General features: G+C 29.9%; 21 protein-coding genes, 1 pseudogene and 1 riboswitch. Of the genes and pseudogenes, 9 read left to right on the forward strand and 13 right to left on the reverse strand.

Annotated features, from left to right (window positions below; all coding sequences use genetic code 11):
• The first annotated feature begins 74 nt into the window (after nucleotides 1-74).
• Nucleotides 75-1,952: an RNA polymerase sigma factor RpoD gene (rpoD, locus tag CD56_RS05270; RefSeq protein WP_039628509.1), complete on the forward strand. Its 1,878-nt coding sequence runs from the start codon at nucleotides 75-77 to the stop codon at nucleotides 1,950-1,952.
• Nucleotides 1,953-1,973: 21 nt separating this feature from the next.
• Here rpoD and CD56_RS05275 read toward each other — a convergent pair whose 3' ends face one another.
• Nucleotides 1,974-4,067, reverse strand: coding sequence for an RNA degradosome polyphosphate kinase (locus CD56_RS05275; RefSeq protein WP_047208410.1), 2,094 nt, complete (start codon nucleotides 4,065-4,067; stop codon nucleotides 1,974-1,976).
• Nucleotides 4,068-4,294: 227 nt separating this feature from the next.
• On the opposite strand from CD56_RS05275, the gene nrfH reads away from it, so the two are divergent.
• The gene (gene nrfH, locus CD56_RS05280) at nucleotides 4,295-4,789 is read left to right on the forward strand and encodes a cytochrome c nitrite reductase small subunit (protein WP_039618639.1); all 495 of its coding nucleotides are present in this window, start codon (nucleotides 4,295-4,297) and stop codon (nucleotides 4,787-4,789) included.
• A gap of 16 nt (nucleotides 4,790-4,805) precedes the next feature.
• A complete protein-coding gene (locus CD56_RS05285) occupies nucleotides 4,806-6,623 on the forward strand; it encodes an ammonia-forming cytochrome c nitrite reductase subunit c552 (protein WP_039618641.1) in 1,818 nt (605 codons plus the stop codon).
• Nucleotides 6,624-6,650: 27 nt separating this feature from the next.
• On the opposite strand, the gene thiC is transcribed toward CD56_RS05285, so the two are convergent.
• From thiC to rpe, 3 genes are all read right to left on the reverse strand, one after another.
• Nucleotides 6,651-7,949 (reverse strand): phosphomethylpyrimidine synthase ThiC, encoded by a 1,299-nt coding sequence (gene thiC / locus CD56_RS05290; protein ID WP_047208411.1) that lies wholly within the window; start codon nucleotides 7,947-7,949, stop codon nucleotides 6,651-6,653.
• Nucleotides 7,950-7,994: 45 nt separating this feature from the next.
• Nucleotides 7,995-8,098: riboswitch (TPP riboswitch) on the reverse strand.
• 32 nt (nucleotides 8,099-8,130) lie between these two features.
• Entirely contained in the window at nucleotides 8,131-8,895 is a 765-nt protein-coding gene (locus tag CD56_RS05295; protein ID WP_047208412.1) for a 3'-5' exonuclease, read from the reverse strand.
• Complete coding sequence (gene rpe / locus CD56_RS05300; RefSeq protein WP_047208413.1) at nucleotides 8,892-9,539, reverse strand: ribulose-phosphate 3-epimerase; 648 nt, start codon at nucleotides 9,537-9,539, stop codon at nucleotides 8,892-8,894. Before rpe ends, CD56_RS05295 begins: the two co-directional genes overlap by 4 nt.
• A 142-nt stretch (nucleotides 9,540-9,681) precedes the next feature.
• Between rpe and rpmB the strand changes: the two genes are divergently transcribed.
• The 5 genes and pseudogenes from rpmB (at nucleotide 9,682) to CD56_RS08540 (ending at nucleotide 12,452) form a co-directional block, all read left to right on the forward strand.
• Entirely contained in the window at nucleotides 9,682-9,876 is a 195-nt protein-coding gene (gene rpmB, locus CD56_RS05305) for a 50S ribosomal protein L28 (RefSeq protein ID WP_039618647.1), read from the forward strand.
• 25 nt (nucleotides 9,877-9,901) lie between these two features.
• On the forward strand, nucleotides 9,902-11,029 hold the full coding sequence (locus CD56_RS05310; RefSeq protein WP_039628518.1) for a potassium channel family protein: 1,128 nt from the start codon (nucleotides 9,902-9,904) through the stop codon (nucleotides 11,027-11,029).
• Between the two features lie 47 nt (nucleotides 11,030-11,076).
• On the forward strand, nucleotides 11,077-11,292 hold the full coding sequence (locus CD56_RS05315) for a YdcH family protein (RefSeq protein ID WP_039618650.1): 216 nt from the start codon (nucleotides 11,077-11,079) through the stop codon (nucleotides 11,290-11,292).
• A 428-nt stretch (nucleotides 11,293-11,720) separates the two neighbouring features.
• Nucleotides 11,721-12,008: pseudogene (locus CD56_RS08535) on the forward strand (methyl-accepting chemotaxis protein); the annotation flags it as partial.
• A gap of 66 nt (nucleotides 12,009-12,074) precedes the next feature.
• The gene (locus CD56_RS08540; protein ID WP_373274208.1) at nucleotides 12,075-12,452 is read left to right on the forward strand and encodes a CZB domain-containing protein; all 378 of its coding nucleotides are present in this window, start codon (nucleotides 12,075-12,077) and stop codon (nucleotides 12,450-12,452) included.
• A 9-nt stretch (nucleotides 12,453-12,461) separates the two neighbouring features.
• Here CD56_RS08540 and CD56_RS05325 read toward each other — a convergent pair whose 3' ends face one another.
• From CD56_RS05325 to groES, 3 genes are all read right to left on the reverse strand, one after another.
• The gene (locus CD56_RS05325; protein WP_047208415.1) at nucleotides 12,462-13,031 is read right to left on the reverse strand and encodes an NUDIX domain-containing protein; all 570 of its coding nucleotides are present in this window, start codon (nucleotides 13,029-13,031) and stop codon (nucleotides 12,462-12,464) included.
• Between the two features lie 117 nt (nucleotides 13,032-13,148).
• The gene (groL, locus tag CD56_RS05330) at nucleotides 13,149-14,786 is read right to left on the reverse strand and encodes a chaperonin GroEL (protein ID WP_039618656.1); all 1,638 of its coding nucleotides are present in this window, start codon (nucleotides 14,784-14,786) and stop codon (nucleotides 13,149-13,151) included.
• A 12-nt stretch (nucleotides 14,787-14,798) separates the two neighbouring features.
• Nucleotides 14,799-15,059 carry a co-chaperone GroES gene (gene groES / locus CD56_RS05335; protein WP_039618658.1) on the reverse strand — a complete coding sequence of 87 codons (261 nt, stop codon included), beginning with the start codon at nucleotides 15,057-15,059 and terminating at the stop codon, nucleotides 14,799-14,801.
• A gap of 161 nt (nucleotides 15,060-15,220) precedes the next feature.
• Here groES and CD56_RS05340 point away from each other — a divergent pair, with 161 nt between their 5' ends.
• On the forward strand, nucleotides 15,221-17,764 hold the full coding sequence (locus tag CD56_RS05340; RefSeq protein WP_047208416.1) for an AsmA family protein: 2,544 nt from the start codon (nucleotides 15,221-15,223) through the stop codon (nucleotides 17,762-17,764).
• Between the two features lie 29 nt (nucleotides 17,765-17,793).
• Here the strand turns inward: CD56_RS05340 and hpf are convergent, their stop codons facing one another.
• The 6 genes from hpf to CD56_RS05370 all read right to left on the reverse strand — a co-directional run bounded on the left by hpf (nucleotide 17,794) and on the right by CD56_RS05370 (nucleotide 24,396).
• Nucleotides 17,794-18,312: a ribosome hibernation-promoting factor, HPF/YfiA family gene (gene hpf, locus CD56_RS05345; protein ID WP_039618662.1), complete on the reverse strand. Its 519-nt coding sequence runs from the start codon at nucleotides 18,310-18,312 to the stop codon at nucleotides 17,794-17,796.
• A 78-nt stretch (nucleotides 18,313-18,390) separates the two neighbouring features.
• Complete coding sequence (locus CD56_RS05350; protein ID WP_047208417.1) at nucleotides 18,391-19,071, reverse strand: 3-methyladenine DNA glycosylase; 681 nt, start codon at nucleotides 19,069-19,071, stop codon at nucleotides 18,391-18,393.
• Complete coding sequence (locus tag CD56_RS05355) at nucleotides 19,068-22,007, reverse strand: DEAD/DEAH box helicase (RefSeq protein ID WP_047208418.1); 2,940 nt, start codon at nucleotides 22,005-22,007, stop codon at nucleotides 19,068-19,070. Before CD56_RS05355 ends, CD56_RS05350 begins: the two co-directional genes overlap by 4 nt.
• Nucleotides 21,997-22,401 (reverse strand): bactofilin family protein, encoded by a 405-nt coding sequence (locus tag CD56_RS05360; protein WP_039618668.1) that lies wholly within the window; start codon nucleotides 22,399-22,401, stop codon nucleotides 21,997-21,999. Before CD56_RS05360 ends, CD56_RS05355 begins: the two co-directional genes overlap by 11 nt.
• Entirely contained in the window at nucleotides 22,329-23,240 is a 912-nt protein-coding gene (locus CD56_RS05365) for a M23 family metallopeptidase (protein ID WP_235375851.1), read from the reverse strand. The genes CD56_RS05360 and CD56_RS05365 overlap by 73 nt, the downstream gene beginning before the upstream one ends.
• Nucleotides 23,227-24,396 (reverse strand): Mur ligase family protein, encoded by a 1,170-nt coding sequence (locus CD56_RS05370; protein WP_047208419.1) that lies wholly within the window; start codon nucleotides 24,394-24,396, stop codon nucleotides 23,227-23,229. Before CD56_RS05370 ends, CD56_RS05365 begins: the two co-directional genes overlap by 14 nt.

The following is a 24,396-nucleotide window of genomic DNA, read 5'->3' on the forward strand; positions in this document are numbered from 1 at the left end:
TTTTATTTGTTTTTAATTAATTTTTAGGCATAATATTTAGTTTTACACTCATTACTTAAATACAAGGGGTATCCATGGCTAATGAAACCAATGTTTTAGAAGAACTTTTCAAAGAAAATTCTAAAGATTATATCACATATGAAAAACTTGTCAAGTATTTTGCAAAGCTTCCAAATGCAACAAGTGCAAAAAAAATCCGTGATTTAATGGATAAATACAAAGTAGAATTAATCTCTTCAGCCGAAATTGCTAAAAAAAGAAATTTAGAAGAAGCAAAAAAACTACAAGAAGAAAAACAAAAATTACAAGATACAAGTTTGGAAAATGAATTTGATTTAGCCAATGAAAATGATTTATTAGAATGGAGCAGATCAGACTCGCCCGTGAGAATGTATTTAAGAGAAATGGGACAAATTGCTCTTTTAAACAAAGACGAGGAAGTTGAAATTTCTAAAAAAATTGAACTAGGCGAAGACATTATCATTGATGCTTTTTGTTCGGTGCCTTATTTGATTGATTTTATACTTGATTACAAAGAACCTTTGATTAATAGAGAAAGAAGAGTAAAAGAGCTTTTTAAAAGCTTTGAAGATGATGATAAAAGTGATGATGATAAAAGTGATGATGAAATAGATTCTGAAGAAGAAAATGAAAATGAGGAAAATGAAAACTCAAGTGAAAAAAAACCTAAAAAAGTAAGTAAAAAAGAAGACGAAAGAACCTTAAAAGTTATAGAAAGTTTTAAAGCTTTAGAAAAAGCAAAAAAAGAATGGTTGAAAACCATATCTACTATTAATGCAGAAAAAAACGATGATGAATTGTTAGATAAACTCATAATTGCTTTTAAGAAAAATATACTAAAAGAAAAACTAATGGATCTAGGTCCAACTTCAAAACTTATCTCTGAAATCGTAAAATCCATGGAAACAGCTTTAAAAAGCGATGAGGAATTTGACAAAGAATTAAAACGCTTAGAATATCGCCTGCCAATGTTTTCAGAAGAATTAAAACAAAGACATCAAGATATCTTAAAAGATATTACCAAACTTAGCAAAGAAGAAATCGCTGAACGCGCACTAGAAACTACCATGGTAAGCACTTATATGGAGATTAAAAAACTCATTCAAACTAAAGAAGCTAGCCAAAATTCTTTTGATTTAGAAAAAGATCAACTAAAAGAAATTCTAGAGCAAATAAAACGCGGTAAAAAAATCTCAGATGAAGCTAAAACCAGAATGGCAAAATCAAATTTACGCTTGGTTGTAAGTATTGCTAAAAGATATACTAACCGTGGATTGCCATTTTTAGATTTGATCCAAGAGGGCAATATAGGATTAATGAAAGCGGTAGATAAATTTGAATACAAACGCGGTTATAAGTTTTCAACCTATGCAACTTGGTGGATTAGACAAGCTATTTCAAGAGCAATTGCTGATCAAGCAAGAACGATTAGAATTCCTATTCATATGATAGAAACTATTAATCAAATCAATAAAATCATTCGTGAATACTTACAAAAAGAAGGCAAAGAGCCTGATGTAAGCATTATTGCCAAAGAAGTAGGACTTAGTGTAGATAAAGTAAAACAAGTGATTAAAATCACTAAAGAACCAATTTCCCTAGAAGCACCTATTAGCAATGAAGATGATGGTAAATTTGGAGATTTTGTAGAAGATAGAACTTCAATTTCTCCTATGGATCATATCTTAAAAGATGATTTAAAAGAACAAATTGATGAAGTTTTAGATCAGCTTAATGATAGAGAAAAAGCTGTTATTAGAATGCGTTTTGGTTTAATGGATGATGAAAGCGATAGAACCTTAGAAGAAATCGGCAAAGAATTAAATGTTACAAGAGAAAGAGTAAGACAAATAGAAAGCTCAGCTATAAAAAAACTCAAACATCCAAAAGTTGGTAGAAAACTTAAAAATTACATAGAAGGTTGGAAATAATCCTTGCTAAAAAAGCAAGGATTAGCTATCTCTAAAAAGCTTCGTTGCTAAATGCGCTGCTCTACTATGATCAGTATCTTTTTTCAAGGTATTGAAAATTCTACTAATATATTCTTCTAAAATTTGTTGAGAATTATTAACTTTTTCTGCTTCATTTAAAGCAACCTTGCGATATCTTCCTTCGCTATCTAACTCATAAGCCAAATCATTATCGCTTAATTGTAGTTTTAAAATTTGAGCTAACTTTGCACGCGAATGCTCATCAAAAATAGGAGTCATTAATTCTAGTCTTCTTTCTAAATTTCTTGGCATCCAATCAGCACTTGAAATAAAATAATTTGGCTCAGTGTGTTTAAAATATAAAATTCTAGCATGTTCTAAATATTTTCCCACTATACTTCTAACCTTTATATTTTCACTATACCCTTTTACCCCAGGTCTTAAACAACAAATTCCACGCACAATAAGATCTATTTTAACACCTTTATTTGAAGCATCATATAAAGCTTTAATCACATCACCATCTACCAAAGCATTCATTTTAGCTATGATTACTCCATCTTTTCCATGATTTGCTTCAGTAGCTATCATATCTAAAATTCTTTCTTTGATTTGCTTTGGACTCATTGATAAAGTCTTTAAGCGACGGCTTTTGCTATATCCTGAAAGTATATGAAAAAAAGTTGTGGTATCTTGAGAGTATTCTTCTTTAGAAGTAAAATAACTCACATCAGTATAAATTTTAGCCGAACTTGCATTATAATTACCTGTACTTAAATGATTATAAATTTTTAATTTTTCTCCTTCTTTTCTAATCACTTGAGCCACTTTTGCATGTACTTTAAAACCTGTAATTCCATATATCACATGAGCTCCTGCATTTTCTAATGATTTTGCCCAATGTAAGTTATTTTCCTCATCAAAACGTGCTTTTAATTCTACCATTACAGTCACTTGCTTGCCATCGCTTGCTGCATCAATTAAAGCTTGGACTATGTTTGAATTTTTTTCCACCCTATAAAGAGTCATTCTTATAGAAACAACCTTAGGATCCTTACTTGCTTCTTTGATAAATTGATACACAGGCTCAAAACTTTCATAAGGCTGTATAGCCAATATATCTTGTTTATCAATTGCGCTAAAAATAGACACATTATCTCCAAAAGGCGGTAAAATCTTTGGTGTATATACAGGGCTTAGTAAGTGTGTAAATTCTTTATTAGAAATGATTTGCCACAATGATGGTAAATTTAAAAGTATGCTGTATTCGTAAATGTCTTTATGAAAAATATTCATATGAGAGCTTAAAAATTCGATCAACTGCTCATCTGCGCCTTTTTCTATTTGTAAGCGTATAAAAGCACCTTTTCTACGAAGCTTTAAACCCTGCTCCAAAATCAACATAAAATCATCAGCCTCTTCTTCTTCTATTTCCATATCTGCATTTCTAGTTACCCTAAAAGCAGCAGAAGATAAAAGCTTATAGCCAGGAAAAATATGCTCTGTATGATGACGTACTATACTTTCTATAGGCACATAAATATTCGAACTTACTTGATAAAATCTTGGTAAAACCCTAGGTATGCGTATCATACCAAATTTTAAAAGCTCAGGATGCATAGGATCACAAAGCTTTACCGCCAAAGAAAACGAAAGATTATTTAAATGTGGAAAAGGATGGGTTGCATCAACCGCAATAGGCACTATCACAGGAAAAATATTAGAAAAAAAATGCTCATTACATTGCTGCTTTAAGTCCTCATCAAGTTCTTCATAAGAACGAATAAATAAATTTTCTTTTTCTAAATCTTGAGTTATTTTAGTAAAATACTGCTCTACTACATATTTTTCTTCATGCAAATAATTTCTAATGGCTTTAAGTTGCGCAAGTGGGGTCATTTCATCATTACTTGCTGTGCTTATCCCTGCTACAAAAAGCTGTTTTAATCCAGCCACTCTTATCATATAAAACTCATCTAAATTTGTACAATATATAGCAATAAATTTAAGTTTTTCGAGCAAAGGAAGATCTTTGGAACATTGATCTAAAACACGGGAGTTAAATGCAAGCCAAGAAAGTTCTCTATTAATATACATTGATGGTTGAATTTGCATAATACACCTACCTTATTTTCTAGTATTTAATATTTTAGTATTTCTTTTATTAAAATTTATTTTATTTTTATAATAGTAAATAAAATTATATAAAAAAATAATACTTTTTTTCTCTTATTAAAAAAATAATAAATGGTTAATAAACTTATATTTACTTTTTAGGTTTTATAGCGTAATATAATTGCACTTAAGTTCTTGTAACTTAAACTTCATTCAAAGGAGAGACTTTGAAAAAAGCAAACTCAAAACTTTTTGCTGTTTTCCTCTTCTTACTTGTAATTTTAGCAGGTGTGGGAATGTATACTTTCCATAATGCTAAAGGCACTTCTTATTTTAGTGATGCCAGTGAAAGCTGTAATAATTGTCACATTATGAACGAAGTTTATAATGATTATTTAAAAGCTTCACACTCTAAAGAAGTTGATGGTAAACCAAGAGCAACCTGTAATGATTGCCATTTACCACATAGCTTTTTTGAAAAATGGATTGCTAAAGCTCAAAGTGGCTTAGGACATGCTTATGCATTTACTTTCAAACTTGATTCTTTGCCTACGCATTTGAGTGCAAATGCAAAAAGTAAAGAAATAGTCCAAAATAACTGTATAGAATGTCACAAAGAAATTGCGAGTAACACTATCAACCCTACTCTAGATCCACATAAAGATAATGCTTTAAGTTGTGTGTCTTGTCACCAAGGTGTTGGCCATAAGAGAGGATTTTAAATGAAAGGAGTATTTAATGAATAACAAAGGCATTTTATATAGTGCTATTAGTGCTACTATAGTAGCTATTGCGGGCGTATTGTGGTTAAATCAAGATATCACAGCCAAAACAAACGATTCAGTAGGTGGAATCATCTCTCAAGAAATTGTAAAACTTGGCGATGAAAACCCTACTTTTGACTACTGGGGAAAGAATTTTCCTGATTATTTAGATATGCACACAACAGTGGAAAAACAAGCACCTAATGCAACAGAATTTGGTGGAAATTTAGCTTATTCAAAACTAATTCGCTATCCACAATTAACTGTTCTTTGGGCTGGCTATCCATTCAGTATTGATGCCAATGAAGAAAGAGGTCACTTTTGGGTTCAAGTAGATCAAATGGATACAGCTAGAAACAATAAAGATTTCTTAAACGCACACGGTTTTGCAGGATTTGGTGGCCAACCAACAGCTTGTATGAATTGTCATAGCGGATGGACCCCTTGGCTTTTAAACAACACTGCAAAAGGTGATTGGGTAGCATTTAACTCTGCAAAATATTGGACTATGATTAAAACAGTTCCTGCAGTAAATGGAGCTAAAGAAAACTCACCTGAGCACAGTGGACCTCATGGTGGAAAAAGAATGGGTGTAACATGTGCAGACTGTCATAATCCAACAGATATGAGTTTAAGACTTACAAGACCAGCTTTAATCAAAGCATTAATTTCAAGAGGCTATGAAGCAGATGAAAAACAAGGCATTAAAGCTTCAAGAAGCGAAATGAGAACTTTAGTATGCTCTCAATGTCACGTTGAATACTACTTCAAACCAACAGGTACCAAAGTAAAAACTATCGGAGAAAGCATAGCTAATGATAGCTCTAAAAAATGGTGGAATGGTACTCAAAAAACTTATGATGAGTTTGATTCTTGGAGAGATGGAAATAAACCAATTGAAATCGAAGTTGATGGTATAGAACTAGCATTTCCTTGGAGTGAGTGGAAAAAAGGTGAGCCATTTAGAATAGAAATGTTTGATGATTATTATGAAAAAAATAGAGAAAATTTCCCAAGTGATTGGGTTCATAAAATCACTAAAGCACCTATGTTAAAAATTCAACACCCAGAAAGCGAACTTTATAGTGGTGGAGTACATGCTGCAAATGGTGTAAGTTGTGCAGATTGTCATATGCCTTATATTAGAAAAGGTGCAAAAAAAGTTACTAACCACAACATCACATCACCTTTAGTTGATATTAACTCAGCTTGTAAAACTTGCCATACTCAAAGCGAAGGCTATTTAGCTAAACAAGTAAAAGATATTCAAAATTCAGTAGCTCATGATTTAAGAACAGCTGAATATTCTTTAGTAAGCTTAATTAAAGATGTAGAAACTATTCGCGCAGAGCTTGGAAAAATGCCTAAATTCCAAACTGATGGCAAAGCAGATGATGCTAAAATTTCAGCTGAATTAAAAGAAGTATTAGAACTACATAGAAAATCTCAAGTAAGAGCAGACTTTGTAGGTGCTGAAAACTCAACAGGTTTCCATAATCCTAGAGAAGCTTCAAGAATGCTTTTACAATCAGTTGATATGTCAAGACAAGGACAAACTAAACTAGTAGAAATTGCAGCCAAAAATGGTATTAAAGATTTCAAAACTTCAAATTTAGGTTTTGAAGATATTCAAAAATTAAATCCAGGTGAAATTCACTATAAAGTAGATCTAAATGGCAACAAAGCAGGCGATCGCTACTATAAACATCAAGAAGTAAATGGTAATCCACCAGCAAAACTTCTTGAAGATGATAAAAATCTAAAACCTTATAATTATAAAGTAATAGATTAATCAAAATAAACCCTCATAATCGAGGGTTTATTCTTTTATCAAACTTACATCTTCGCCTTTTAAAATTTTATTCATAGTATTCATAGCACACATTTTTCCACACATTGAGCAAGAATTAAGTTCTTCAGGTTTTCTTTCATTAAACATTTTCTTAGCCTTTTCTCCATCGATTGCTAATTTAAACATTTTTTCCCAATCAATATCTTGTCTAGCTTTACTCATTGCATCATCTATTTTTCTTTCTTTGGGAAGTTTAGCTATATCTCCTGCATGAGCTGCTATTTTAGTCGCTACTATACCATCTCTTACATCTTCTAAATTTGGAAGTCGTAAATGTTCAGCAGGGGTTACATAGCAAAGTATATCAGCACCAGCTGCTGCTGCAACTGCTCCACCGATTGCTCCACTTATATGATCATATCCTGCGCCTATATCAGCAACTAATGGTCCTAAAACATAAAAAGGTGCCCCGTTGCAAATTCTTTTTTCAAGTTGCATATTAGCTTCTATTTCATTAATAGCCATATGACCGGGTCCTTCTATCATCACTTGCACATCTTGAGCCCATGCTCTTTTTGTTAACAATGAAAGTTCTATAAGTTCAGTAATTTGAGCTGCATCGCTTGCATCATGGGTACAACCAGGTCTTAATGCATCACCCAAAGAAAGTGTCACATCAAATTCCTTGCATATAGCGAGTAAATCATCATAATATTCATAGAATGGATTTTCAGCATCATTCATTTGCATCCAAGCATAAAGAACTGAACCTCCTCTTGAAACTATATTAGTAATCCTATCGCACTCTTTAAAAACCCTAGCAGCACGAGAATTTATCCCTGCATGAATTGTCATAAAATCCACTCCACTTTTAGCATGATGATACACTACATCTAAAAAATCTTTTGCTTTAATATCTTTTAGATCTTTCTCTAAAAACCCAACCGCATCATAAACAGGCACCGTACCTATCATAGCTTTTGAAGTAGCAATTAACTCATCTCTAAAACGACTGGTTTTACCATAATTACTAAGATCCATAATAGCTTCTATATTAAATTTATGAGCCAACTCTACCTTTTTCATTTCTTCACTATAATCTACACAATCATTTGAAACACCTAAATTTACATTTACTTTTGTTTTAAGTCCATAGCCAATACCATTTGGATCTAATGTTTTATGGTTGATATTTGCAGGAATGATGATTTTTCCACATGCTATATTTTCAAGCAAAAAATCTTCACCTACTTGTTCTTTTTGTGCAACAATTTGCATTTGTTTTGTGAAAATTCCTTCTTTTGCATAAGACATTTGAGTTTTCATTTGAATTTATCCTTAAAATAAAATTTGGATAAATGAAGGGTATGTGAGTAGTTGATAAATTATCCCAACGCTAGCATTACCTAGTTCTGGTGCGGTCTAAGCTTTTAGCTTACTCTCAGCCTGTATCACAAGCTCCCGTCATTTATGCAAATGCAGTATAACGATAAATCTAAAACAAAGTTTATTTTTTAGATTGATTTTTAGCTTGCTTGCTAAAATGTAACAATTCTTCGGTAGTTTTTATATAAAAAGGAATTTTTTTAAGACAGTATTTTAAAATTTCACTTGCAGCTAAAGCATCACTTAAGGCTCTATGATGCTTGCTTTCAATACACAAAAACTCTTTTAGAGCATCAAGGCCGTACTTGGGACTTTCAATGCATTTTTTAGCTAAATCAATTGTACATAATCTTCTATTTAAAAGCACTCCAAAATCATTTTCATACATAGCTTTAGATATAAAATGATAATCAAAACGCACATTATGTGCTACAAAAATGCTATCTTTTAAAAACAATTTAAAATCATTTAACACAGTTTTTAAAGAAGGTGCATTTTCTACCATATCCAAACTAATCCCTGTTAATTCTGTAATATTTTCAGGTATGCTTTCTACTTTTATAAAACTCTCGAATCTATCAATTTCTTTACAGTTTTGAATTTTCACTGCACCTATTTCTAAAATTTGACCACTTTTTATCCCACCGGTGCTTTCAATATCTACAACACAAAAAATCTCATCTTTTATTTTTGTATTTTTGCTTTTCAAACACAAACAATTTTGTGCATTAAGCTCGACTCCTAGTCCTAAAAGCTCAAAAGTATATAAATCAAAATCATAATGATTTAGTTCTTCTATTTTTGCAAGCTCTTTTAAAACCCAAGGAAAAGGTTTGTTTTCTTTACTTAGCTTGATGATTAAATCATCGATTTGTTGTTGGCTCAAAATTCAAACTTTAAAGAATTGATTGCTGTTTTTTTATCTTGCGAGGAAAAGATATAACTACCTGCGACTAAAATATCAGCTCCTGCTTCATCCAAATCAGGCGCATTTAAGCCATTTACCCCACCATCTACTTCTATAAAAACTTTAAGATTTTTTCTATCTATCATTTCTCTTAACTGTCGAATTTTATCATACACTAACGGCAAAAAGTTTTGCCCACCAAAGCCTGGATTAACACTCATTAAAAGCACCATATCTACAAATTCTAAAATATGCTCTATACTTGAAACTGGGGTATGTGGATTTAAAACAATGGCAGGATGAATGCCATTTTTTCTTATATACTCACACACTCTAATAGGATGATTTTCAGCTTCTAAGTGAAAGCTGATAAATTTTGGCTTTATTGGGATAAATAAATCTACAAAACTGCTAACATTATGTACCATTAAATGCACATCTAAAGGCACTGAAGTAATTTTTGAAATATTTTCAACCACACAAGGACCAAAAGTAAGATTTGGTACAAAATGCCCATCCATCACATCAATATGCAATAAATCAGCCCCTGCTTGAGACACTTCTTTAATTTCATTTTCTAAATTTAAAAAATTTGCAGACAATAAACTTGGTGCTACATACATTTCATATCTCCAATAAAAGTAAAAAATAATTTTATCATACTTATTATCAAATTTTCTTTATGTATTTTTGGTAATATTTGAATTTTTTAAGCTTGTTTTAGATACAATGCTAAAAATTATTTTTATTTCATAAGGAAAATTTATGTCAAGAATTTGCCAAATTACAGGAAAAGGACCTATGGTAGGTAACAATGTTAGCCATGCTAACAATAAAACTAAAAGACGCTTTTTGCCAAATTTAAGAACAGTTCGTATCACTTTAGAAGATGGAACTACTAGAAAAGTTAGAGTAGCTGCTTCAACTTTAAGAACACTTAAAAAACAAAGCGGTAAATAATCCTTAATATAAACGAGGAATTGTTATGTCTTTTTTGAAAAAGCTACAAAAATTCCTCAATTGGTCCCCATCCCCAAAACCTTCGATTAATCTTAACGATGAGCTTTATGAACAGCTTAAATTTTTAAGAATTCCTCTTATTGCTGTTGTAATGATGACATTAATTGGAGCTTTTGGTTATATGCTCACAAGTAATTACAACCTTAACGATGCTATTTATCAAGCTGGCATGACTTTTACCACTTTAGGTTATACTGAAGTTAATCCCATACCAACAGCAGGTAGAATTTTTACCGTTGTATATGTATTGTTGACTTTTACAATATTTACTTTTTGCATGGGTTTGGTAATAGAAATAGTAAAAAAAGGTGTTTTGTCTAAGATTATCAAGGAAAGAAGAATGCTTCATAAAGTTGCAAGATTAAAAAATCATTTTGTAATATGTTATCATAATGATTTTACCATTGAATTAGCACAGCAATTTAGAGAAAATCACATTCCTTTTGTTGTAGTTGATGAAGTTGAAAATTTTAGTGAGATTGCTGAAAAATATAACTATCCTTATTATATAGAAAGCGCGCCTCATACTAATACAGCCTTTTTAAAAACCAATCTTTCTAGTGCAAAAGGCGTAATAACCCTTAGTAATAACATAGCAGATAATATTGCTATCATCGCTTCAGTAAGATTATTTGAAAAAGAATTACAAAGAATTAATCCTTATTTTATATTAGCTAGCTCAAGCAATGAAGATGAGACAGAAAAACTGAAAAAACTTGGAGCTAATTCCATAGTTTCTGCCACAAAATTAGTCGCACAAAGACTTAGCGCAATGTCGGCAAGACCAGATATGGAAAATTTATTAGAAAATTATCTTTACAAAAAAAATAGCCCTATTGATTTAGAAGAAATAAAAATACCTGATGAATCATGGGTAAGATTTAAAAGATTAAAAGAAATACACTTAAGAGATATGGCAAATGTGAGTATAGTAGGAATTATAGAAAATAAAAAATTCACTCCCATGCCAAGAGGCGATACTCTAATAAGCACAGGGGCAAAATTACTACTTGTTGGTACAGCTGATAGTATAAAAATAGCTAAAAAAATCATCAAAAATAAACAAAAACCTGATGAGTTAAAATATATTTAACTTATTTTAAGCTATAATCAAACACCAATTTAAAAAAGGAGGCTAACATGCTACACGAATTTAGAGATCTAATTACTGAATTAAAAGGTAAGGATTTACATTTTGATAAGCTTTTTGAAGAACACAATGAGCTTGACCATAAAATCAAAGACGCAGAAGAAGGCAGAATTCATCTAGATAGCTTAGAAATAGCTAATCTAAAAAAAGAAAAATTGAGACTAAAGGATGAGTTAAACACTTATTTATCAAATTATAAAAAATAATTCTCTGTAAAATTTATATTCAAGGATAAAACATGTTTGGAAAAAAAACCAGCCAAAAGCAGGAAGTTGAAGACTTACAAAATAAAATCAGGGAATTAGAAGAAGAAAATAAAAAACTTCTTTTAGAAAAACAAGAATTAATTGAGAATTGTGAAAAACAACTTCAAGCTAACTGTGGAAAAACTGAACTTGAAATCCATCTTATAGAAATGCTACTAGTTGGTGTTTTGAAAGGTATTGCAAATGTACAAAGCGATATGCAAGAAAATGTCAATAAAGCAGAGATGATTTCCCAGTATTCTGATTCTTCTTTAGAGGATATGCAAGAGTTAAATTCTATTACTCATTCTATTATATCTTCACTTCAAAGTATCATCGAGTCAGCTAATCGCTCAAGAGATACAGCAGGTAACCTACATCGCAGTGTTGACGAAATAACCAATGTTATAAACTTAATTAAAGATGTATCTGATCAAACTAATCTTTTGGCATTAAATGCTGCTATTGAAGCTGCTAGAGCAGGTGAACATGGTAGAGGATTTGCTGTTGTTGCAGATGAAGTTAGAAAGCTTGCCGAAAAAACACAAAAAGCAACTTCTGAGGTAGAATTAAACATAAATCTACTCAAGCAAAATGCTGATGAAATGTATGGACAAAGCGAGCAAGTAGAAAAAGTATCATTGGAATCTAATGAACATATAGTTCAATTTTCTAGTAAATTTACTCAGCTTATTTCAAATGCAAACTCAACTAGCTCACATGCTAAACGTATCGCTTCTGAAATTTTTGTTTCTTTAGCTAAGTTAGATCACGTCGCTTTTAAACTTAATGGCTACAATGAAATAATCCATGCTTCAGGTAAAACACTATCTGATCATTTAAGTTGTAGACTCGCAAAATGGATCGCTGGGGTTGGCAAAGAGAGATTTTCTAGTGGAAGAGCTTTTGGTAAGCTTAATTTGCCACATCAAAAAGTTCATGAAAATATAAACCATGCTATCAGCTTAGCTCACGATGAGGACGCAAATAATAAATTGGTACAAAATCAAATTTTAGACAAATGCTCTAATGCTGAAAAAGCCTCTGATGATTTATTTGAAATATTCAAAGAAATGCTTAATGAGAAAGACCCAAATATTGAAAATAAAGAAGAAAAATAAAAGGTAAGATTAATTCTTACCTTTAAACCACAAATACGCATATTCAAGTAAAGGGGTTTTGATAGGATTTTCTTTAGAAAATTGCTCAAAGTCTTTTCTTTTTATCCACACTGCTTGAATATCTTCTCCATCAATTCCACCACCGTGGCCAATTTTATCACCTTCGCTAATTTCAGCATAGAATAAAAACTGTCTGCTAACACCTGAGCCAAAACCTGTATAAAATTCCCCTATTTTTTCTATATATTTAGGAGCATAACCTAATTCCTCTATACATTCTTCTTTAGCTATTTCCTCCAAACTCAATTTTTTATCAACAAGTCCTGAACAAAGCTCTATACTAAAGCCCATCTTTTCTAATTTTAAATTATTACGTTTTTGATAATCCCATAAGGGAATTCTAAATTGCTTTACAAAAACAAAAGAATCTTTTTGAGTATGATACAAAAAAACAGAAACACTATCTAATGCTTCTATAAAATCCCAAGTATATTTTTTATTATCTTTGCCTATATAAGTGTATCTTTTAGGTTTAATGTATTTTGAGTTAGAAAATTGCTCTTCTTGTAAGTTTTTCATGTAAAATCCTTGTAATTTTACATCTATTATAACAAAAATAAAAATCGGTGTAGAAAAATAAAAAAAGAATGAGTTGCTTTATATAAAAAGCAACTCAAAAGCAGCAAAAAGATGGTATTACATCATACCACCCATGCCTCCCATACCACCCATGCCACTCATATCAGGCATAGCAGGTTTGTCTTCTTTGATTTCGCTAATTGTAGCTTCAGTTGTTAAAAGCATACTAGCTACTGAAACTGCATTAAGTAAAGCCACTCTTTCTACTTTAACAGGATCAATAATACCGCTTTCAAGCATATTTACATATTCACCTTTTGCAGCGTCAAAACCAGTATTTTCTTCTTTACTATTTTCTACTGTATTTACAACTACACCAGCATCAAATCCAGCATTTTCAGCAATTTGTCTTAAAGGTGCTCTTAAAGCTCTTTCTACAATAGCTGCACCAATAGCCTCATCGCCTTCTAAATTCAAGTTAATTTTTGATTTTGCTTTGATTAATGCAGCGCCACCACCTATTACTATACCTTCTTCAACAGCAGCTTTTGTAGCGCTTAATGCATCATCAACTCTATCTTTTTTCTCTTTCATTTCAGTTTCTGTAGCCGCACCAACTTTAATCACTGCAACCCCACCACTTAATTTAGCTAATCTTTCTTGTAATTTTTCTCTATCATAATCTGAGCTTGTTTCAGCAATTTGAGCTTTGATTTGGTTGATTCTTGCATCAATATTTGCTTTTTCACCTGCTCCATTTACAATAGTTGTATTATCTTTATCAATGATCACGCTTGAAGCTTGACCTAAATCTTGGATACTAGCACTTTCTAAAGTTCTTCCAAGCTCTTCAGAAATCACTTCACCACCTGTTAAAATAGCAATATCTTCAAGCATAGCTTTTCTTCTATCGCCAAAACCAGGAGCTTTAACTGCTGAAATATTTAAAACACCTCTTAATTTATTTACAACTAAAGTTGCTAAAGCTTCACCTTCAATGTCTTCAGCTATAATTAAAAGTGGTTTTCCTGTTTTTTGAATTTGTTCTAAAATTGGTAATAAATCTTTTAAGTTGGCAATTTTTTTATCAAATAACAAAATAAATGGATTTTGTAATTCAGCTGTCATTTTTTCAGTATTTGTAATGAAATATGGGCTTAAATATCCTCTATCAAATTGCATACCTTCAACTACATTTAATTCATCATTGATTGATTTTGCTTCTTCAACAGTGATAACACCATCTTTTCCAACTTTTTCCATAGCATCAGCGATTAAATTTCCGATTTTCTCATCTGAATTTGCAGAAATTGTCGCAACTTGAGCGATTTCTTTTTTATCTTTAACCTCACGAGAAAGTTTTTTAAGTTCAGCTACTATAGCTTCGCAAGCTTTATCCATACCTCTTTTAACTTCAATAGGATTCGCACCTGCTGTGATGTTTCTTAAACCTTCTTTAAAAATAGCATGCGCTAAAACTGTTGCTGTTGTTGTTCCATCGCCTGCTTGATCAGCTGTTTTACTAGCTACTTCTCTAACTAAAGAAGCACCCATATTTTCTAAAGAATCTTTTAATTCCACTTCTTTAGCCACACTCACACCATCTTTTGTGATAGTTGGAGCGCCAAAACTTTTTTGGATTAATACATTACGACCGCGTGGCCCCATAGTAACTTTTACTGCATCATTAAGTTTTTTAACACCTTCATAAAGTTTATTTCTTGCTTCGTCTGAAAAAAATATTTCTTTTGCCATTTTTTATCCTTTTTATTTAATAATCCCTAAAACATCTTCAATATTAAGAACTAAATACTCTTCATTATCAAGTTTTATTTCAGTTCCGCCATATTTTGCAAACATTACTTTATCATTTACCTTAACATCTTCTATTTCTTTGCTTACTGCAACAACTTCACCATTTAATGGTTTTTCTTTAGCATTATCTGGTATAATAATCCCAGAAGCAGTAGTTTTCATTTCTTCTAAGCGTTTTACTAAAATACGCTTTCCTAGAGGTTGAAAATTCATTTTTTATCCTTTCTAAAATGTGCCATTTTAGCACTCTTTGTTTTTGAGTGATAGAATTATACATTAAAGAAAGTTAATTGTCAATAAATTAAGTAAAATATATCATATAAGTTTAGTCTATTACACTAAATTTATATGATATATCATTATAAAGGTTTCTTATGAAAAAAATTCTTTACATTCTTTTAGGTATAGTATGTGTAGTATTGCTAACCATATATACATTATTATTTACAAGTATGGGTAATGCTTTTTTAAAGCCAAGAATCGAAACGATTATTGCTCAAAAAAGCGGTATGATTGTTAAATTTGAAAATTTTAAAATTAGTTTTTCACAACTTGACATTAAAGCAAATATTGATGAAAAATTTTTTGCTAATATAGAAGGTGGTATATCACCTTTAAGACTAGGATTTGATTTAAATTATCTTTTAGGACTTAAACAAAATTATATTCAAGAACTTGGTTTAAAAAGCGATAAAGATTTTACATTTAAGGGTAATGTTGTAGGTAAAAGTAGTGATTTTTCAGTAAAAGGCAGTGGATTTTTATTTGATTCTAATCTTAGCTTAGATGCAAAAATCGTTGATTTTTCTCCTATAAATCTTGAATTTATTGGCAAAAATATAGATTTAGCCCAAATTTTAGATTTTGCCAATCTACCAAGATATGCTCAAGGAAAAATTAGTATTATAAGTGATATACAAGCTAAAGATTTAAAACCAAATGGCAATACTTTGATTAATTTTTACACAAGTTCTATCAATAATACTCTCATTGAAAAAGATTTTAATCTAAGCTTACCAAAACAAAGCTATATAAAAGGTGAAATAAGATCTTTGATCCAAAACAATGAAGTTATATCTAAAAGTGAAATTTTAAGCAATTTTTTTAAACTTTATACACAAAAAAGTATTTATGATATAGTAAAACAAAGCTTAACTAGTGATTTTGACATCAAAATAGATGATTTTAATCAATTTTCATCTTTAGCTAAAATGAAACTCCAAGGTAAAAGTCAAATTCAAGGTAATTTGCTTTTTGCAAACAATCAATTACAAAAATTAGATGCTAACTTGCTGGGATTTGGTGGTAACTTAAAAGCTATTTTAGAAAATAATAATCTTAACATCAACACAACCAATATAGAAGTAGCAGAGCTTTTAAAGACTATCTCTATGCCTGCTTTTATTAATTCTAAATTAATTTTAGATTTAAAAGCGCAAGGACTTGATTTTAAAAATTTCAATCTAAATACTAGGCTAAACAATGCAAATATAAATGTTGTAGAATTTAAAAAACTAAGCAATCTTGATTTTCCAAAAACAACTTTTAATCTACAAGCTAAAGCAAATGCGAAAAATTCTTTGATTGATTATGAAGCTTTGCTTGATTCAAACATAGCAAAAATACCTCAGCTAAAAGGCTCATATAATCTTACAAATAAAGATTTAAATGCACAAATTAGTGCTTTTGTAGATAATCTTAACAAATTAAAACCTTTAACCAAACAAGATCTCAATGGACCGTTAAATTTAGATGCCAAAGTTAATCTTAAGGCAAATCAAATTCAAAATCTTGATGCAAATATTAAAATCATGCAAGGGCTTATCAGTGCAAAATCTAATGGAAAAAGTTTACAAGCGAAAGTTGATAATATAAAATTAGAACAACTTTTCCCTTTAATAGGACAAAAAGTTTTAGCATTTGGTGATATAAATGCTGATATTGATTTAAAAACACTTGATTTTAACAATATTAATGGTGATTTTAAAGCCATTATTAATTCTTCTTTTAATGAAATAGAATTATCCAAGCTTTTAGAGAAAAAATTTCCAAAGAATACTTCAGCAAAAATCAATCTTGATGGAAAAATTTCTAAATCAATCATTGATTTTAACGCTAAAGCTCTAAGTTCATTTGCAAATATTAATTCATTAAAAGGAAAATTTGATCTTAATCAAATGGCTCTAGCAAGCACTTATAATATATCATTGCAAGATTTTTCTAAGCTAGGATTTTTAGTCGATAGAAACTTAAAAGGCAAGGCTGATTTTGAAGGAAAATTTGATTTTAAAAATGCTTTAATAGATGCAAGCATTAATAGCAAAAATATATTTAATGGCTCATTAGATGCCACTTTAAAAAATAATATTTTTAACGCTAAAATGCAAAATACTGATCTTTCAAATTTAGCTCAAAGTTTAGATTTACCTGACTATTATCAAGCAAAATCAAATTTAAGTATTGACTATAATCTTTTAAAAGAAAGTGGTGTGGTGCTAATGAACTTAGCCGATGGACAACTTAAGAAAAACCTCATCACAAGTGCTTTAATGCTACTTTTACAAAAAGATATCACGCAAGATGTATATCGCAACGGTGAAGCTAAAATAAATATCAATAAAAATCTTATAGATTTAAATTTAAACCTAGTGGCCGATAGAAGTAACATAAACATCAGTAAAGGCAAAGTTGATACAAAAAGCACTAAATTAAACATTCCTTTTAATATCATTATTGATAGAGCAAATTTCAAAGGCATTATAAAAGGAACAACACAAGATCCTAAAGTAAGTCTTGATACAAAAAGTGTGGTAAATTCTATTGTTAATACAATAGGCGGAAATGCTAGTGATGGTGCTAAAAATACGGGTAAAAAAGTAGATCAAGCAATAGATAAAATCTTTAACAAACTCTTCTAATACATCTAGCCTTAAAAAGGCTAGATTTTTTAAAATAAACCAAATTTACCATCTTTTTTCTTATATAACACTCTCATTTTTGCATCTATGTCATTAAAAACTAAAAATATATCTTTACTTGCTTTTAGCTTTTCTAATGCTTCTTCAATTTCTAAAGGTTTATATAGTTCAAGCTCCATTGGAACTATCTCATCTTCTTCAATCACACTTGGCAATACTAAATTTTCTTTTATCTCATCTTGATGCTTATGGGTGATATTTTTATCATGCAATCTTCTTAAAACCTTAGAAATTCTATCAATAGCTAAATCTATAGCAGCATATAAGTCTTTATCTTTTTGCTTTACAACCACTGTATTAATACCAGCTAAGTTAATGCTAAATTCTGCCCAAAATCCTTTCTTTCCATGCCTTTCATCAGCACTTATAACACAACGTGCAGAAATCACATCTAAGCCATATTTACTTAAAGCATCAAAGCTTTTTTCCACATACTCTTTTATAGACTCAGTTAGCTCAAATTGCTTTCCAACTATACTTGTATTCATTACTTCTCCTTTTTATGAAGTTAAATACATTATAGCACTTTAATCGTAAAAAATTAACTTTTTAAATAAAAAATAAATTTAAAATTTTAAAGGATCTAAAATAAGCGCACCATCTGCTGAAAGTTTTTTGCCTTGAAAATGCATTTTACAAAAAGAAACAATTAAAGCATGAAAAATTTGATAAAGCTCGTATAATTTACATTCTTTTTTTAGTAAAACACACAATTCTTGTTGATTTTTAACTATGTCTTTTTTAAAAAAATCTGCCAACTCATCATAACTTTGACACTCATAACCTAAATAATTAGCTATTTTTGCACTATAAGCATCAACTACTAAAACTTCTTTTTTACATATATAATTTAAAATTCCATCTGCACTTTCTTGACCCAAACCTTTAATACTCAAAAGCCATTCTCTATCTACTTCTTCTTTAAAAAGTTCAAAAGAATTAAAATCTTGGAAATATTTTTGAGCGAAATTTTTAATATATTTTGCTTTGGTATTATAAAATCCACTTGGCTTTATTAAAAGCGCTAAATCTTGAGTGCTTAACTTTGATAAATCTTCTATATTAGTAATATTTGCTTGTTTTAAATTTATCAAAGCTTTTAACACATTTTTCCAGTTTGTATTTTGGGTTAAAACCACAGAAATTAAAATTTCAAACTCGCTTAAAGTATTATTTTCTAGCCACTCAAAATCGTTATAGTTGATATTTGCATTAACTAAAGCTTTAAAAATTTCATATCCGCTCATGCTTTTTCACTCTTTCTTAAATGCATCAAAATAGCCTCGATCACATCATCATCGTCTTTACTTTTTGCTTTAATGACTTCCTTGCTCTCATCATCTTTTACAAAACAAATATTTTGCTCATAATTACTCACTAGTTTATAATGCTTGCTAGCTAAAATTTTTATAATGATTAAATCCAAAAACTGCTTTGTGAAGATATCAGGCCTTCCAAAACGATCATTCATCTCACTTTCTATCTCATAAACTTCATTAACACTCATACACTTACTAAGTCTTCTATAAAGTTCTAATCTCAAACGATCTTCACTAATATACTCACTATTTAAAAAGGCATTGATATTAAGCTTTAAATCTATTTTTTTCTCTTTAATTTCTTCTTTTTTACTTAGCTTATTAATCTCATCTTCTAACATTTTAAGATATAAACTATAACCAATTTGCTCTATATGCCCACTTTGATCTACGCCTAATAAATTTCCACCACCACGAATTTCTAAATCATGATAAGCAAGCACGCTTCCTGAACCTAAATAAGAATTACTCTCTAAACTCGTAAGTCTTTTTAAAGAATCTTTTGTGATTTTTTCCTTATCTTCAATCAAAAAATAACAATATCCTTGCTTAGCACTACGCCCTACTCTTCCTCTAAGTTGGTGCAAATCAGCCATACCAAAGCGATCTGAATTTTCTACTATAATAGTATTTGCATTTGCCAAATCAATACCACTTTCGACTATAGAAGTACAAAGCAATAAATCATATTCTTTATTTTCAAATTTAATCATTTCTTCTTCGGTAGTTTTCGCATCAATTTTAGAATGCAAGATTAAAATTTTTAAGTTCGGAAATAAATCTAAAAGATATTTTTTACACCCATCAATACTTGCTATATGATTGTGTATATAAAAAATCTGCCCTGCTCTTCTTAATTCTCTTGAAATAGCCTCTTTAATCAAAGCATCATTACTTTCTCTAACAAAGGTACGCACATCCAAACGATCCTCAGGTGGAGTTTGTAAAACACTATATGATTTTAAAGAACTAAGAGCTTGATTTAAACTTCTTGGTATAGGCGTTGCTGACATAGATAAAATATGGGAGTTTTTACTTAATTCTTTGAGTTTTTCTTTTTGTTTTACACCAAATTTATGCTCCTCATCTATCACAACTAAACCTAAATTTTCACACTCAACTCCTAAAAGAGAATGCGTTCCAACCACCACACAAGGTTTATTTTCTTTTAAAAATGCCAAAACTTGTTTTTTTTCTTTAGCATTAGTAAAACGATCTAGCTTAAAAACCTCTATATTAAAAGAATCAAATCTTCGTTTTAAGGTTTTAAAATGCTGAGCTGAAAGTAAAGTAGTTGGTACAAAAAACAAAGCCGTATAGCCACTTTTTACACAAGTAAATATAGCATTCATAGCAACTTCTGTTTTACCAAAACCCACATCACCACTTAAAAGCCTATCCATTACCTGCATACTTTTTAAATCTTGAGTGATTTCTTGGCAAACTTGACTTTGATCTTTAGTATAAAAAAATCCCGCTTTATTGATAAATTCATCTTGTAATTCTTGAGAAATTTTTAATTCTTTTGCCTTTATCAAAGCTCTAGCCGCTGCCAAAGAAACTATATTTGAAGCAATGGCAAATAGTTTTTCCTTTAATCTTTCTTTGATTTTTAGAAAACTTCCTTTTCCAAGCTTATCAAGCAAAGGCACACCACCACTTGCACCGATATATTTATCAATCATATACAAATTTTCAACAGGTAATAAAAGCTTGTCATTATTTAAATACCCAAGAGCTACAAATTCTTTTTTTGCTCCTGCAATTATAATAATCTCAAGACCTAAAAATTTAGCTATACCATAATCTTCATGCACAACAAAATCTCCGACTCTAAGCTCATCTATTACCAAACTTGCTTTTCTAACTCTTTTACTTTTTTCTTTTTTATTTAAAGAGATGATAAGCTCATCTTGAGTGCTTAAATTAATTCTCTCTTGAGATATTTTTAATTTAATATTTGGAAATTCTTGTAAATTTAAAGCTTTAAACAAAGCTTCATTCTTTGCTAAAACAGTAATTTTTTTATCTTTATGAAAAGTGAAAAAATCATGATTATAAGAACTTACTAAATCTTTACAAAATCTTGGTTCAGGTAAAATATTTTGATTGATTTTACTAATATCTTCTTCAAAATCATTTATATCAAATTTTTTTATGCTTATGAAATTTAGATCTAAATAATCACAAAAATCATCAATACACCAAAAACCTAAAGAATTAACATCATTGATAATGCTTTGACTTTGAAAATTTTGAATTTTTTCTTGTAAATTTTCATATTGCTCTTGATTAAAAGCACTCAAAAATGGACAAATTTCAATCTTTGAAAGTTCATTTGGGATTGATTTTTGTGTATGAATATCAAAATATCTTATACTTTCTATCTCATCTGAAAAAAGCAAAATTCTAAAAGGTTGCTCTTCGTTAATCGCAAAAATATCTATAATATCCCCGCGTATTGAAACTTCACCCTTATCTTGAACTATATCTACAAACTCATACCCACTATGTAAAATTTCTTCTTTAAATTTCTCTAAAGCAAGAAGTGAATTTCTTTTAAGAATAATGTTTTTTAGATGCTTTTTCCCGGGGAGTTTTTGTAAGATTGTTTTTATAGGAGAAATTAAAATTTTATTTTCATCTTCTTTATGATAAGCATTCAATACTTTACAAATTTCAAAAAGCTCTTTAGAAAAAGAGCGCAAATCACTACCAAATTCTGCTCTAAAATCAGGCAAAATGAAAGTTTTTAAATTTAAAAATAAACAAACTTGAGCTAATTCATCTGCTTCTTTATCATTCTCACAAACTATTAACTCAGTTTTGTTGCTTAATAAATATTCATATAATTTAGCTTGCATTTTCTGAATTTTCTATACTCACATCAATAGTTGCAAGTTCTTCATCTTTTTCAATGATTTTACTACTTCCGTTAAATTTTCCACCATTTTCAATGCTTAATTGTTTAACTATGATATTGCCATTAAGCACACCACCAGATAAAATTTCTAAAGAATCAACTTGCATTTCTCCTTCAAAAACCCCATTAATCACTATCTTACTTGCCTTAACTTGTCCTTTTAAAACACCACTTTTGCCTATTACTATCACATTAGAAGAATTAATTACCCCAGTAATTTCTCCATCTAAGTGAAGCATAGAGTCAAAATAAAATTTTCCCTCTATTTTTGCTCCGTTTGAAATGACTGTAGTTTCGGATACTGTAGCAATAGAGCCTTTATTAAAGATTGCCATGGAACTCTCCTTTCTTTTTCAAAAATTTGTTCATAATTTTTTCGGTTTAAATCTATAAAAATTTTAGGATCTAAAAGTTTATTAATAAATCTAACCTCATAATGCAAATGCGGCCCCGTAGAAAGACCAGTATTTCCTGTATATCCTAATAAATCACCTTTTTTCACAAATTGTCCTGCTTTAACAACATCTTTGCGCATCATGTGTGCATATACTGTTTTAAAACCAAAATTATGGATTAAAATTACCGAATAGCCATAACCATTATTACTATATGCAGCATATTCAACCACTCCATTTGCAGGTGCATAAATTGGGGTATTTAAAGCTGCTCTTAAATCAATACCTGGATGAAATTCTTTTTTATTTAATATAGGATGATGACGCCATCCAAAATTACCTGTGATTCCATTATCTTCTATCACATGTCCATTTGGAATTTGTGTTAAAAATAAATAAGCTTGATCGTTAGTAAGTTTAACTTTTTCTAATCTTTCTGGTATGTCTAAGCTCTCATCTTGCTTTAAACCTAAATTTTCTTCAATATCTGCAAGTTGAGTTTGAAGTTCATCATATAAAGCTGTTTTTTCTTCTAAACTTTTTTGCATGCTTTCATTTTGAGAAAATAATTTAGTATTTTTTGAAGATAATGCTTCTTGTTCTTTTAAAAGCTCTGAACGCTTATCTGCTAAATAATTAATATATAAAGCACCCAAAACTATAACAACGAAAACAAAAGAAGTAAAATAAATTATTACTTTTTTTATAATCTGACTTAATAAAAAATGCCTAGAACCATTTACATCTGTGATAGTTAGCGTAAATTTATCTTTCATTATAGCCTCTTAAAAAATTTTCTACCAATACAAAAGAACCAAAAACCAAATACAACTCATCTTTTTTTATTTGTTCAAATTTTTGATAAGCAATATCTAATTTTTCTAAATTTTCTAGCAAAACAGAGCCTGCCAAAGGTCTGTCTTTGCTTTCATACTCATAAATTTCAACTATTTTTATTATAGGCTTTAAAGCCCTTAAAATTTTATAAGAATCTTTATCTAAAAAGCAATTATAAACTAAATGAACTTTTTTTTCCTTGAAAATTTCAGCTAAAGCTAAAGCAGCCATTTCATTATGACCTACATCAACAAAAATATTTTGACTTATTTGCTCACACCTTCCTTTTAAATCGAGTTTTGGCAAATTTTTGATACTTTGAATCAATTCTTTTTCATTTTTGGTACAAATTTTAGAAAAAACTTCTAAGGCTAAAAAAAGATTATCTTTTAAAAAAGTTGCTAAATTATATTTTTGAATATATTCTTGCACATAAGGATAAATGACCTTATTTTCATCTAACGCACTAATATCTAAACCGGTTTGTTTTAAATTAGCTATTTTTTTAGCCAAATTTAACACTTTTGTTTCTTGCTTATGATTAATTAAAGCTTTAGCGCTCATGGCTTTTAATTTTGTTCTTGCTATTTCTTCTAAATTTTTACCCAATAAATCTTGATGATCAAAACCTATTTTAGTAAAAACACTAAAATTTATTTCAAAAACACTTGTAGCATCATACTCTCCACCTACTCCAGCTTCTAAAATCACATAATCACAATCTTTAAAAATAAAAAAAGCTAAAAAAGTAGCATACTCAAAATAACTAAGTTTTTTTATATCTTCCAAAAAAATACTTTCTAATTCTTCATGCGCCTTTTCCAAAAGCTCATTACTTACAATTTTGCCATTTAACCAAAATCTTTCATTAAATTCAAAAATATGCGGACTAGTGTAATGTCCTACTTTATACCCTTGCCCTAAGAGTAAAAGCGCTAAAAATCTACCCGTGCTTCCTTTGCCATTAGTGCCAATAATTTGGATATTTTTAGTTTTTGGAATAAATTTTTTATACTTTTCATACATACTAAACATAAAAAATCTACTAATTTTTTGCACATACATAGTTTTTTGCGAAAGCGTTTGTTGAAATTTCAT

The sequence above is a fragment of the Campylobacter lari genome (assembly GCF_001017575.1).
GTDB classification, from domain to species: domain Bacteria; phylum Campylobacterota; class Campylobacteria; order Campylobacterales; family Campylobacteraceae; genus Campylobacter_D; species Campylobacter_D lari_C.

Excerpts from the sequence above, each read along its gene's own strand:
- rpoD (WP_039628509.1), top strand. The coding sequence starts at position 75 with ATGGCTAATGAAACCAATGTTTTAGAAGAACTTTTCAAAGAAAATTCT.
- CD56_RS05275 (WP_047208410.1), bottom strand. The coding sequence starts at position 4,067 with ATGCAAATTCAACCATCAATGTATATTAATAGAGAACTTTCTTGGCTT.
- CD56_RS05285 (WP_039618641.1), top strand. The coding sequence starts at position 4,806 with ATGAATAACAAAGGCATTTTATATAGTGCTATTAGTGCTACTATAGTA.
- thiC (WP_047208411.1), bottom strand. The coding sequence starts at position 7,949 with ATGAAAACTCAAATGTCTTATGCAAAAGAAGGAATTTTCACAAAACAA.
- rpe (WP_047208413.1), bottom strand. The coding sequence starts at position 9,539 with ATGTATGTAGCACCAAGTTTATTGTCTGCAAATTTTTTAAATTTAGAA.
- rpmB (WP_039618647.1), top strand. The coding sequence starts at position 9,682 with ATGTCAAGAATTTGCCAAATTACAGGAAAAGGACCTATGGTAGGTAAC.
- CD56_RS05310 (WP_039628518.1), top strand. The coding sequence starts at position 9,902 with ATGTCTTTTTTGAAAAAGCTACAAAAATTCCTCAATTGGTCCCCATCC.
- CD56_RS05315 (WP_039618650.1), top strand. The coding sequence starts at position 11,077 with ATGCTACACGAATTTAGAGATCTAATTACTGAATTAAAAGGTAAGGAT.
- CD56_RS05325 (WP_047208415.1), bottom strand. The coding sequence starts at position 13,031 with ATGAAAAACTTACAAGAAGAGCAATTTTCTAACTCAAAATACATTAAA.
- groL (WP_039618656.1), bottom strand. The coding sequence starts at position 14,786 with ATGGCAAAAGAAATATTTTTTTCAGACGAAGCAAGAAATAAACTTTAT.
- groES (WP_039618658.1), bottom strand. The coding sequence starts at position 15,059 with ATGAATTTTCAACCTCTAGGAAAGCGTATTTTAGTAAAACGCTTAGAA.
- CD56_RS05340 (WP_047208416.1), top strand. The coding sequence starts at position 15,221 with ATGAAAAAAATTCTTTACATTCTTTTAGGTATAGTATGTGTAGTATTG.
- hpf (WP_039618662.1), bottom strand. The coding sequence starts at position 18,312 with ATGAATACAAGTATAGTTGGAAAGCAATTTGAGCTAACTGAGTCTATA.
- CD56_RS05350 (WP_047208417.1), bottom strand. The coding sequence starts at position 19,071 with ATGAGCGGATATGAAATTTTTAAAGCTTTAGTTAATGCAAATATCAAC.
- CD56_RS05355 (WP_047208418.1), bottom strand. The coding sequence starts at position 22,007 with ATGCAAGCTAAATTATATGAATATTTATTAAGCAACAAAACTGAGTTA.
- CD56_RS05360 (WP_039618668.1), bottom strand. The coding sequence starts at position 22,401 with ATGGCAATCTTTAATAAAGGCTCTATTGCTACAGTATCCGAAACTACA.
- CD56_RS05370 (WP_047208419.1), bottom strand. The coding sequence starts at position 24,396 with ATGAAATTTCAACAAACGCTTTCGCAAAAAACTATGTATGTGCAAAAA.